11 protein-coding genes and 1 pseudogene are annotated in these 11791 nt (G+C 40.3%); all 12 read right to left on the bottom strand.

Annotated elements, in window-relative coordinates:
• Nucleotides 1–16: 16 nt before the first annotated feature.
• Entirely contained in the window at nt 17–499 is a 483-nt protein-coding gene (locus tag CVD23_RS14195) for a flavin reductase family protein (RefSeq protein WP_101579222.1), read from the bottom strand.
• A gap of 27 nt (nt 500–526) precedes the next feature.
• A complete protein-coding gene (locus CVD23_RS14200; protein WP_101579221.1) occupies nt 527–1312 on the bottom strand; it encodes a hypothetical protein in 786 nt (261 codons plus the stop codon).
• A gap of 112 nt (nt 1313–1424) precedes the next feature.
• The gene (locus tag CVD23_RS14205; RefSeq protein ID WP_101579220.1) at nt 1425–2381 is read right to left on the bottom strand and encodes a PDR/VanB family oxidoreductase; all 957 of its coding nucleotides are present in this window, start codon (nt 2379–2381) and stop codon (nt 1425–1427) included.
• A gap of 19 nt (nt 2382–2400) precedes the next feature.
• The gene (locus CVD23_RS14210; RefSeq protein ID WP_101666385.1) at nt 2401–3204 is read right to left on the bottom strand and encodes a dimethylamine monooxygenase subunit DmmA family protein; all 804 of its coding nucleotides are present in this window, start codon (nt 3202–3204) and stop codon (nt 2401–2403) included.
• A gap of 17 nt (nt 3205–3221) precedes the next feature.
• Nucleotides 3222–4217 (bottom strand): heme-dependent oxidative N-demethylase family protein, encoded by a 996-nt coding sequence (locus tag CVD23_RS14215; RefSeq protein ID WP_101579218.1) that lies wholly within the window; start codon nt 4215–4217, stop codon nt 3222–3224.
• A gap of 64 nt (nt 4218–4281) precedes the next feature.
• Nucleotides 4282–4407: a hypothetical protein gene (locus CVD23_RS22565; RefSeq protein WP_257988494.1), complete on the bottom strand. Its 126-nt coding sequence runs from the start codon at nt 4405–4407 to the stop codon at nt 4282–4284.
• 533 nt (nt 4408–4940) lie between these two features.
• Entirely contained in the window at nt 4941–5696 is a 756-nt protein-coding gene (locus CVD23_RS14220) for an IclR family transcriptional regulator (protein WP_101579217.1), read from the bottom strand.
• 350 nt (nt 5697–6046) lie between these two features.
• A complete protein-coding gene (rpe, locus tag CVD23_RS14225) occupies nt 6047–6715 on the bottom strand; it encodes a ribulose-phosphate 3-epimerase (protein ID WP_101666386.1) in 669 nt (222 codons plus the stop codon).
• An 83-nt stretch (nt 6716–6798) separates the two neighbouring features.
• A complete protein-coding gene (eat, locus tag CVD23_RS14230) occupies nt 6799–8217 on the bottom strand; it encodes an ethanolamine permease (protein WP_101666387.1) in 1419 nt (472 codons plus the stop codon).
• Between the two features lie 276 nt (nt 8218–8493).
• Complete coding sequence (locus CVD23_RS14235; protein WP_101579214.1) at nt 8494–9072, bottom strand: hypothetical protein; 579 nt, start codon at nt 9070–9072, stop codon at nt 8494–8496.
• 89 nt (nt 9073–9161) lie between these two features.
• A complete protein-coding gene (locus CVD23_RS14240) occupies nt 9162–11096 on the bottom strand; it encodes a primary-amine oxidase (protein WP_101666388.1) in 1935 nt (644 codons plus the stop codon).
• Between the two features lie 451 nt (nt 11097–11547).
• Nucleotides 11548–11791: pseudogene (locus tag CVD23_RS14245) on the bottom strand (6-phospho-3-hexuloisomerase); the annotation flags it as partial.

Raw genomic sequence — 11791 nt, forward strand, 5'->3', positions numbered from 1 at the left:
CCTCCTTTAGCAAGACTTAGTTATTGACAGCTACCTCATCAGTAAGCAAAGAACGATACTTACCATTGAAGAAAATCAGCGGTTCATTATCTTCCAGATGGATATTCGTTACTTTTCCAATGAATAAGGTGTGGTCTCCTTCAACATGTTCGCCCACAACTTCGCATGTCACTTGTGCAAGAGCTCCGTTTAAAACAGGGACCCCGCTTAATGTGTCAAAGGGAACGTCTCTTTCCTCTTTGATTTGTCCCGCAAAGATCTTTGATAACTCTTGTTGATCGGCGGATAAAATATTGACAGCATATTTTTTGCTTATCTTAATTTTCGCCAACATATGCGCCCTTTCGCCAATCGATACCACCACTAACTTTGGATCAAGGGAAACAGACATAAAGGCGTTTGCGGTCATACCATGTACGTTACCATCTACTTCTGTTGTTATCACTGTGACTCCTGTAGCAAATTTGCCCATTGCACTTCTGAATTTTCGATCGTCCATGTTAAATCCTCTCCTCATCTTTTTTTGTCAGCGTTTTCCAACATGTAACAGGTGTTTGTTTCTAGATGTCTGATTGCTTATTCCCAGTAAAGACATGTAGCTGCGAGTAGTGGTTCCCGGTTCTGTAGATAACGTTAGCATGTGAAACGCATCGGCTAGCTCAATCCGGCGGTAAGTTTCAGCCACGCGGCCACCGACAAGAAGGTGTTTTCGTGCCTGGGCCAACTCCTCCTTAACTTCTTTGGACAGTTCCTCCGACATATTCAGCGAGTACAGGACATTGTCTTCAGCGACCGAGCAACTGATAATTTGCACATCGGCCTTGTCGACACGTCCAGTGGGTGAGTACGCCAGAGCACTGACTATCCGATGTTCAGCACTGCTAATAGTTTCTCGCAAAAATGTGGCCGACGAGGGTGTGAGATCCTCGACGAGTAAACGTGTTATCCCTCGATCGTTGATTGCCTCCAAAATCTGTTCTGGGTCGTCCTCGACTACTACCTCCTTATGAGGTGGCCAAATATCCATCCAAGAATGATTCATATGGCGTCTTCCTACATGAAAGACGAAGAACTCAGGGTATATTCGCAGTTTCCCAGGCTCATCACCCAGAAGCGGACGATAAAGATCGTAGAATCGTGTTAGCGCTGCCATAAGCAAGGCACTTGCACCCATGCCTCCACCAGGTTGCCGTACCACGACTCCAATACGATCGCACTTATTAAAACCTGGTAATATATCTTCCAAAGAGGCATCCTGCCCTTCAATCGCAAAATTGAAATCTGTATAGCTCAGGATTTCTACCGTATGCATCTAGCCCCTCTCCCTCTTAATGATATTTTTAAATACTGATGGGGGGATGTCAGTCCACTTTATATCAGTTTATATTTGACGTTACCTTTAAGATAAAATTGGTGGTTTTATACTATAAGTCCAACACAAGGCAGCCGCTCTTCGCTCTTGAGACACATGTTAAAATGACATTTATTTCTTTCCTTTCATTATCCGAAAGGAACAAATCCCTGTGGTCGACTTCACCGTCCAACACATCAACTTGACAACTGCCACATCCCCCGATCTTACATGAATGTGGGGCCGGGATACCGTGTTTCAAAAGAGTTTCCAGCAGACTTTCCCCTTCCGGAACATCAATCATCTGATCACTTTGACGCAATTTCACTTGAAACGCGTGCTTCGGTCCAGAACTCGGGGGTGTAAACAGTTCAAAGTGGATACTTTTTTCAGGATATCCATAGCTCTTCGCCGCTTCCTGGTATTCCCTTACCATTGCTTCAGTTCCACAGAAGTAAACGTGCGTCCCTATAGGTTTATGTTTCATTACATCAGTTGTCATCCTTCGCCCTTCCTTTGAAAAGTAAAAGTTCGCTTCTTCAGGATAAGTGGAAGAGAGATACGAATAAAAGGCACATAATTCCTTTGTAGGAGCAGCATAGTGTAATTCAAAAGATTTTCCCTTCTTTTTCAATTCAGCCGACATCGCCAAAAAAGGAGTTATACCAATGCCAGCGGCAATAAAGACATGGTGTTTAGCCTTGAAACTCAGTGAAAAATGGTTTCTAGGATAACTAATCTCAAGCTGGTCACCCACCTTTATATGGTCATGCCAGAATATCGAGCCACCTTTTGACTGATCACTGCGGCGAATGGCGATTTTATAATATTCTTTTGTGTCTGGATCGTTTGTGAGTGAATAATGGCGTTCAATCAATCCGAATTCGGACTGTATATACGTCGTAAGATGAGATCCTCCACTAAAACCAGGCAATGAAGAGCCATTTGCTGCTATTAACTTAAAGCTCTTAACTGTCGGAGATTCATACTTAATTTCTGCTACAATCACCTTAATTGTACCTGAAGACACTGCTTTCCCCCCTCTGCAGTCATTCAACTTTAATGTAGCCAAGGTATGCGTCAAGCCTTTTTGAAAAGTGTGGCGACACATCGAGAACGGTGTTACAACGGTCACACCTTGTTTCAGCTGTCTGTTTCTTTCTATTGAAAGAGTAACATTTAACACAAAATATTTTTTCTACTTTTCGTCCATATCCTTTGTACTGGATTTCCTCATCGGAAAAACCAGCAGCATAAGCCATCTCTTTCAAACTATCAATCATTGGCCACTGCCCAGATAAAAACAGCTTTGTACCCATTGTTTGTTGATTAAAGATGGAATGAATTTCATCGCTGCTAATTGATGATAAAAAGTAGATGCCTTCTGGGAGTTTTTGTTGAAGATAATCCACAAATTCTCTCTGTGGTTCTTCAGTTTTTACATAAGCAATGGTCTCTATATTATTGATAGACAGCATCTCAATGATCGCCAAACTTTCAAAGAAAGCTGACTCATCAATTATCACCAGCAGTTTTTTTAAATTAGGATCGAGTTTGAAAACTGAGTCATCCGAAAGTTCCAAAAAGAAGTTTTGCTGTGCGAGTTGTTCAGTTAACACAGAACGTTCTTGATCCGTAAGTGCAGAGGTATTGAATAATAGTCGGTATATTCCCTCTGTCTTTGATGTTTCAACCAAATGAATTGGTAGCTGAAATATAGTTTCATCAGTTTGAACCTGGTCTGCAAAGCCAATTTTTTCTGGACTAATGCCTCCTACTAATATTGCTTCTGCGATAAAACCTTGCTCTAGAATTCTCTCTATTTGAATTAGTCTGCATTTGATTGTATGCAATGTCGTTCCCCTCCTTTTCACTCTATGGATAATTCTTTTATTTTCTTCTCCAAGTATGTCACTATCTTATCCTTGTAGGATACAAATCCTTTATATTGTGCCAGGGGATCCGGTAAGTCAGTTAGTACACTATGAAACCGTTTCGCCCATTGATGGTTTTGTGTCAATTCGTCCAATGAAATCAAATGTGTATGGATTCCAAACAGAATACCGTTGCTGCGCGGAAGACGAAACAACCTTTGATCCTCAACTCTTAAATGTACAAGATTCCCAAGATTATCAAGAGTGATGCTATCTTTTTTCGTTCCCCACGTATCAAAAGTTTCTGGGGCCGTATCCAGCATCGGTTCAATTGTTATCGTCCAGTTCAATCGGGTCCATGGTTTTCCAGCTTCCATTCTAAGGATGAAGTTCCGAACCTTCGCTGCTAAACCGCTTTCAGCAAAGCCAGGAACAGGAGAATGAAATTCCAAGTACGACATGCCAAGATCGAAGGCAATCGACCAATTCGCCGGGAAGCACAGTTGCCCTGCATCCATATAAAGGTCCCCGTCCCGCTGTGCCATATAAATTAAGTCCTCTTGAATATGCCGACCAATGAAATCTAGTGGTTCATAAGGTAAACTTGAGGCATCCCCAAATATAAACGCCTGTTCTTCTCCTAATAAATGATTCTGGAAGGTCCAGTTATCGCCACTTTTACTCAAACCGAAATAGTTGGGATGCACGGTTGCCATTTCATGCATAATCATATCTAAAATTTCCCACTGTGCCTCCAGAGAATGTGTGAAGGATTGATATGATTGCGCTTTCTTATCTGCTAAAATTTGTCGTTTCTGTTCAATTTCCTCGAAATATTCTGGTGTAATATCCAGTACTACTGCAGGATCTAGAGCCACTGAATTATTCGAATAACGATAGGAATCTCCCTTAAATGGAAATGGAAAGCGGTCAAGTAACGCCTGATTTGGTATTTTCTCTTTCTGTAAAGACAGATAATCAACTTTTGCCATGCTTTTTCCTCCTTTGAAGTAAGATGCATAGGAAAAACTCAATAATTAACCAACGTGTCCATCCTTATTTTCTGGTCAGTAAAAATTGTTTATCGAGTGGGATACTTATCGTAACCACATCTGTAAGTGTCCAGCTTCTCCAATAGTGTTCTACATAAACGAAGGTTCTGGCAATCTGTGTCCTGTGCATAACGCGCCTGCTTTATGACCTGCATGCCCCGCTCTTGACTTAAGTAGATGTAATCCGTTTATGTTACCGACTTTGTATCATCTTCACTCCCTTTTTATTTGTAGTTTTCCTTTCACAATCCTACACCTTTTTAATCGTTCTATTCTGGATCCTGTGATGACGTAAAATTAGTAATAGATACAGGATTGATTACGTAATGATATTATGTTCACATATATTTTTAAAAAATTAAATCCGATTTTCCTGAATATTGAGAAAAACACATTTTTATGTATTGGGATGTGCTTATATTAAGAAAACTTGATAAAAGCGTGCTTACAATCGTGTTGTATCCATTTGAGCATCAGTTTTAAATGAAACGATGTCAATCTCCTGTAAATTCAACGCGGACTTTTTGCATATGTTCAAGTTAGTACTTATCGCGGTTTGTCAACGTGCAATGCACCTCCAGGCCACAAAAAAAGTATCCTCACCGCGGATACCTGACTTGATCATCTGAAACCATGTTTGATTGTTGTTAGCCTGTCAAATCACTATCTGTCCAGGTTGATCCAACCCAGTTCTTCCGATATTTCTATTGCGGCTTTTTTTGTCTCGCACATAAAAAACTTGATCTGCTGTTGGTTAAACCTTGCTTTTGGTCCTCCAACGCTTATGGATGCAACAACCTTGTCTTCCCAAGAAAAAATCGGTGATGCTATGCTTACCGTTCCCTCTGTGCTCTCTCCAAAGGAGATGGCAATCTTCGATTCCTTAATCTCCTTTAACTCACTTTCGAGTCTCTTTACGTCTTTTATTTTCCCTAATCCGATAAGTTCATGGATTATCCGCTGTCTGGTCTTTCTTTTCAAATGAGCTAATATCGCCTTTTTAGAGGCTCCGACACATAACGGTGTGCGCATCCCTATCGGTTCGGCAACTTTTAAAAGCAAATCCATCTCAACGCCGTCAATAATCACCCCTTCATATCCCTCTGGAACTGTCAAATAAACACTTTCATTCGTTCTCTTCCTCAGTTTTTCCATGATTGGAAGTGCACTATTTCGGACCAATGAGTTATCCCGTATTGAGAGTCCTAGCTGCATTAAAGTCAGTCCTAACCGGAATTTTTTCGTTTCTTTGTTTTTAAATACAAATCCGTATTCAGAAAGACTAGAAAGCAACCTATGCACCGTTTGTATAGGAATATCTAGTTCGCGGCTAACTTCTGTTGCACTCCACTCTTCTTTATCCTCATTTGGCATGATAGTGGTTAGCAGCGTAATTGATTTCCGAATCACCTCCGACATATCCTCTCTCCCTTTCTTTAGATAATGATTTCACAAGAATGGATATGTTTTGCGGATACACAGATGTTCCAAAATAAGCCTTTATTGATATCATCTTTGTCGGTATTGCCCCGTCCAATCGAAGTAAGGAACAGTATACAAAATCACATTACGATCACGATAATTATCTAGGTTCCAGCTCCGGCGAACATATATATCGTTAAACTGTCATAAAGGTAGGAGGGGGTAACCCTCCATCCTTTTGACACCGTTATATACTTTAGTGACAGTAGAATATCCGCTGTAATTTTCTTATTTTTATCTCTCCCTTTGTACAACTGTACCAGACATATTGATCACAAATGGCCATTCTACTCTGCGGCGATAATATGCGCGTTATTTCTAATGCTTTCAATTGCCTGACGTCTATCCTGTTTGTTATAAATAGCTGAACCTGCAACCAGGACATTCGCTCCTGCTTCGACACAAAGCTTAGCGGTTTCCGGAGTCACACCACCATCCACTTCAATCTCCACCTGCAACTGTTGCTCTTCAATAAGGGCAGCCACTTGTTTAATTTTTGGCAGGACCGAATGAATAAAAGATTGTCCTCCAAAACCTGGATTTACTGTCATGAGCAATACAAGATCAACATCTTCGATCACAGGCTCGATCGTCGAGACAGGAGTGTGTGGATTTAATACGACTCCTACTTTCATTCCTTCAGATTTAATTTGTTGAATCGTTCTGTGTAAATGTGTACACGCCTCGATATGGACCGATAATAAATCAGCTCCTGCTTCGGCAAACGCTTTAATGTATTGGTCTGGATTTTCTATCATTAAATGTACATCTAACGTCAATTTTGTTATTGGCCTGATTGCCTCAACAATTAATGGACCAATTGTTATATTCGGAACAAAATGGCCATCCATGACATCCACATGAATATAATCCGCTCCGCCCCGTTCAACATCTTTTATTTCCTCTTCAAGCCTGGCAAAGTTAGCTGAAAGAATGGAAGGTGCAATCTTGGTCATGATATCCCTCTGCTTTCTATTAAACAATTGATGAATTCTATCACGCTTGCAATTCATTTAAATTGCAGAACAAAGTCACTACATTATAATGGAACAGTTTCTTTCGTTTCTGTTTCTGTTAATGCTTCAGTCACTGGTATCATGCGTTTCACTGCCACATACCCTTTCTCAGCAGCAAATCGTTCTTCTGGGGCATCCTTGTTGATACGATGCCTTGCCCATACAAAGAAATAAATGATTGATACAGCAAAAATCGCTACGTTGATGAAGAAAAAGGTAGGGTCTTTAAAAACGCTGGAAAACAAAGCAAGTACACTAATGATAATCGACACGATAGGCACTATTGGATAAAATGGTGCTTTGTATGGGCGTGCAAGATTCGGTTCTTTTTTACGTAGGATAATGAGTGATAAATTCATCATAATGTAAGAAACCAATGCCCCAAAGGTGGAAATCAAAATTAATCGATCTGGATCAAACATAAGAACAAAAATGAATCCCAATGCTCCAGGAACCAGGATCGCCATATATGGAGTACGGCGTTTTGGGTTTAATTTAGATAAAAATTCAGGAAGGTATCCTGCTCTTGACAAAGCAAAAGTTTGTCTGGAATAGGCTAAGATCGCTCCTGCTAGGCTAGAAAGCATACCGAACAGACCCACTACAGAGAGAACACTAATTAACCATGAATTTTCGTTAACACCGGTAGCAATCGCATAAGAAAGAGGATTTGCTTCTTTGGAAGTATCCACAACTCCTGCAAGACCAACAGTTACTGTGACTACAAGGAATGCAAGGATGACAAGGGTGTAGATGGCCCTCATGATACCTTTGGGCATATCTTTAACGGGATTGCGACATTCTTCTGATAGCATCGGTAACATTTCCAAGCAGATATACAGCCACATTGCATAGGGGAGCGCCGCCCAAATACCGGAAATACCTTGAGGAATGAGGCTTCCCCCAAAAAGCTTATCAGCACTTAAATGCGGCATCCCATAAAAAGAGAAAAGAAGGACAACAGCCACGGATATTGTAACAAGGATCATCTCAATTGTTGCAAATTCATTAACACCTAGAATATGCACAATAAAGAAAAACACATATAAAACTGCAGCAGCGAGAATCGGGTCGATTGCCGGGATTAAAAAATGCACGTAATAACCAGCTCCAGAAGTAAAAACTGCTGTACCTACGGCAAATTCCAATGTAACACCGATGCCCGTAATAAATCCTGCTAATGGACCCATCGCTCTTCTTGTAAAAGCATACGCTCCTCCTGCGTGAGGCATCGTTGTAGATAACTCTGAAAGTGACAAACACAGTGTTACATACATAATGCCTATTATTGCAGTTGCAATTAACATCCCGATATAGCCAGATGCAGCCAGGCCATAATTCCAACCAAAGTATGAACCTGAAATTACGATACCGACTCCTATGCCCCATATTTGCATAGGCCCCAAAACTTTCTTCAACTCCAATTTATTATTCGTACTCATATGAACCTCCCCCTATATTTTGTATAATAAATTTCATATTCACTGTTGATAAGCAGTTTTCTTTAAAGCATGGATTTATAGTTTGATCCCGCACACGGTTGATTGGGAAACTTTGACGACTTATAAAAAGCAGACGTCGCAACGTTTTCAGATTATTCTGATAATTGAAGTTCCACATCCATTTCCATTTGTAGAAAATATACTATAAACACTAATTTAAGCTTCACCAGAACTAACATTTTCCGTTATTACTCAGGTGACAATTTCATTTCATTTTCATTCATGATGGTGATGCTGTTCTTCCTGAACATTGCTATCGCTGAGCATTGGCTTGGTTTCTAGAGTTGCTAAAGTAAGTATAATCACAGCGGAAATGACTGATGTAACGATCCAAGGAAAGGTACGGGGATAAAAAGAGACAGGTTCTCCAGTTTTCTTAAGTTCAGCATTGATTAAGAAAATTATTGATACGACACTTACCATAAAAAGAATATCTGTTAATACCAGCATGAGGGTGAAATCACCAGAAGGAAGCATTTCTCCCAGCATCGCCCCCATCATACCTCCCATAACCCCGGCTGCCATTCCTTCAACGAGAGTAAGAAGATTAATGGGTCTTCCTACAAGAATTCCAACCATCAGACTGTAGTGGATGGCTATAATTGTAGAAAGCGACAAATTCCCTTGAAATTCGATTCCAGCAATTAAGCCCATCGTTAAACTACTGGCCATCCCCAATACCATTGCAACTGTCATACCGGTCATATTCACTAATTTGTCTTTATGGGTATGCACTTTAATTACACAGACAATCGTATAGACTATTACCAGTAAGGTACTTATCAGCAGTAACATAGGTTCGCCTCCATAAATCAATGATTTTTGACGTATTATGAAAAAGGTGAAAAAGGAATTTAAAGACAATTCCTTTTTCAAACACCCTTTTACTTATTGCAACAACTAGTACCTTTTGTCGGGCGTGGAAGATCCAACGCCGGATTTCGGTCGAAGAACCCATGAGGTTTTAACTCGAATCCGATATAAGCAGTTGGCATTACTGGCCAATCCTCAGGACGTACAATATGGTGAACTCCCATGTTATACCAAACGACAATATCCTCATTTTCAATTGAGCGGTTAGCTTTTACCCAATGTTCTAATGTATCTCCACCCTTATTTTGGTTAGGATATTTTCCGGAAGCATACATTTGATCACGATCAAATTTTGTTACATGCAAGTGATTTTTAATAAATCCTGCGCGTTTAATTACACTTGACTCATCATGCAGATATGGAACACAGTTATGACCAGGCACAAGATCATAACCCACTGGCTCATCAACTAAGTTTTTGGAGTTAGGGTTAATAATTTTCCATCCTCTAGCTGTTGCAAGATTCATGGTGCGTTGTGCTTCTAATTCTGTTTTAAACGTTGTCGTTTCGGCATAGAAACCATTTAAATTTGGATTGTTTGAATCAGGCTTCGATGCTACCGTGTTCAATTCTTGAACTGAGTTCTTTTGTCCATCTATTTGTGTATCAATACGGTAATTAAAGAAATGTTGATGGATTGGCGCATTGATCTGTGGTGCAACCTCTGATCCATACTTCGGTTTTACACCCTCGTCAATCGCACCAACGTTCAAGATTCCTGTTAATTTAGCTTCATGTTCAATCCTTCCATCCGTATAGAAGTACCAGAAGAATCCGTAATCATAGTTCGCTACTGTAGTAAAGAATGAGATTACTAAACGACGTGAGCGGCGTACTTCTACATCATTTGTCCTCCAATCAGTATGCTTCCATGCGATTCCGTAATCCTCTTCATGAAGACAAATAGCATTAGGGATTTTGTGTATTCCACCGTTACCAGTTGCCATGGTGGCATCGAAGTACTGAATGTGCCCCAAACAGTCGCAGCCTAATTCTAAAGAGTTCGCTAACTGCCCTATTCCGTATTCACCTGCATCAAAAGCACATTGCCAGTCATGGGCAGGGTTTGTATCCCCGTAAGGAACAACCATTTCTGATAAAGCTGCACGATATAACACTGGGCGTTTTTTCCCTTTGTCCTCATAACTTACTGTATGAAGAACAAGCCCTTCTCTAGCTGTATAACCAATGCGAATGTCCCACTTTTGCCACTTAATGTTGTGCCCGTTAACTTCAAAGCTTGGACCTTCTGGCTGTGTAATTTCGATAGGTTTTAGATCTGTTCGCACTTGTATGTTTTCATTTTGTTCAGGTTTATACAGTGCATTTGTAGGAGCAATCGGTTTTACCCCATGGTCTTCAATTCTTACAATTTCCATGGTGCTTAAGTCGACTACAGGTAATAGTCCTGTAAGAGGATAAGCATACGCGTTATCACCAGGGAACTGTCTCACAAAACATAGTGCACGAGCGAGCCTTCTACCTTCATCTTCTGGTATACCGAAGTAACCAACAGACCACGGATCGACCATAACTAAATCTGGACTTTCAATACCTCGTTTTTTAAGAGCTGCATGAAAGTCAGGATGTTTTTTCACAGTTTCTTCAAGTTCACTATATTCCTCTAGAAGAAACGATGGTTGAACACCAGGAATATGCTTCCACGAAACAACTTCACCGTCTGTAACAGAGATGACTGCTTCATATGTTTGACTATCTTTACTATCTAGAACAATTATGAAGGCTTCACGTGAAATCGGATCTCCTTCTTTAAAATTTAATACAACTTCTTTGGCAGGTTCATATAATCCAACTTGCTCGAATCTTGCTGAGTCAGTTAAATTCTTCTTCTCTTTTAAAATTGAAACCGCTTTTAAAATTTCCTCTGCCGATAGTGGTTCTAGAGGATGCTGCACTCTTTGCAAAACCTTTTCTGCTGTGCTCATTATAATATCCCCCTTTTAAAATTTAGTGAGTTAGTTTACAAATAGGTCTATTTGATAAATTTCTGAAATGTCGAGCAACCTTAAGTAGGTGAAACTGTTCATGATAACGCCTTCATTCCGTTATATTGCAAATCAGGAGTATAACTATGTTATTTCTGTCGTACGCTATATGAAACACGTTTAAATCTAATCGAATCGCACGAAAGTTTTGGTAAGATAAGAATGGAAGTCTTTTTGTGGCCAAGATGTATCGCGATGCACATGGTTGAAGCAGGAACGTTTAATTTACGTAAAGTTTGTCCATATGAAAATTAACTTCATATTTTCAGAAAGACTTCATAATCCTAATATCTGATGAATATGGAGGGTTTTTGTCTGTGTATGGAATTTTTAGAATCTATTAGGCAGCTTCTATATGAATCTAGAATTTCGTGGCTGAATTTTGTTTCCCCTACTCCAGATTGGCATGTCTTCCGTACATGACCCCGGATTCCAATCCCTTCTTATCCATCAGCCTCAGTACGATGGCATCGTAGAATACAAGGAGGCTTTGTTCGAACAATGAGCCCATCGGCTGTATCGTATTATAATCACTGTCTGCTCCCGCCTTGGGCTTGGCCGGAAGTTTAATGGTAAAGTCGCTCAATCTGCCAATCGTTGACTCAGGGGCAATCGTCGCCAGGGCCGTGGCTGCC

It is taken from the genome of Bacillus sp. V33-4, assembly GCF_002860225.1.
Taxonomy (GTDB): Bacteria; Bacillota; Bacilli; order Bacillales; family Cytobacillaceae; genus Bacillus_BJ; species Bacillus_BJ canaveralius.

Bases quoted from the DNA above. Each gene is read 5' to 3' on its own strand.
- CVD23_RS14220 (WP_101579217.1), bottom strand. From the start codon at position 5,696: ATGTCGGAGGTGATTCGGAAATCAATTACGCTGCTAACCACTATCATG.
- CVD23_RS14235 (WP_101579214.1), bottom strand. From the start codon at position 9,072: ATGTTACTGCTGATAAGTACCTTACTGGTAATAGTCTATACGATTGTC.
- CVD23_RS14195 (WP_101579222.1), bottom strand. From the start codon at position 499: ATGGACGATCGAAAATTCAGAAGTGCAATGGGCAAATTTGCTACAGGA.
- CVD23_RS14215 (WP_101579218.1), bottom strand. From the start codon at position 4,217: ATGGCAAAAGTTGATTATCTGTCTTTACAGAAAGAGAAAATACCAAAT.
- rpe (WP_101666386.1), bottom strand. From the start codon at position 6,715: ATGACCAAGATTGCACCTTCCATTCTTTCAGCTAACTTTGCCAGGCTT.
- CVD23_RS14200 (WP_101579221.1), bottom strand. From the start codon at position 1,312: ATGCATACGGTAGAAATCCTGAGCTATACAGATTTCAATTTTGCGATT.
- CVD23_RS14240 (WP_101666388.1), bottom strand. From the start codon at position 11,096: ATGAGCACAGCAGAAAAGGTTTTGCAAAGAGTGCAGCATCCTCTAGAA.
- CVD23_RS22565 (WP_257988494.1), bottom strand. From the start codon at position 4,407: ATGCACAGGACACAGATTGCCAGAACCTTCGTTTATGTAGAACACTAT.
- eat (WP_101666387.1), bottom strand. From the start codon at position 8,217: ATGAGTACGAATAATAAATTGGAGTTGAAGAAAGTTTTGGGGCCTATG.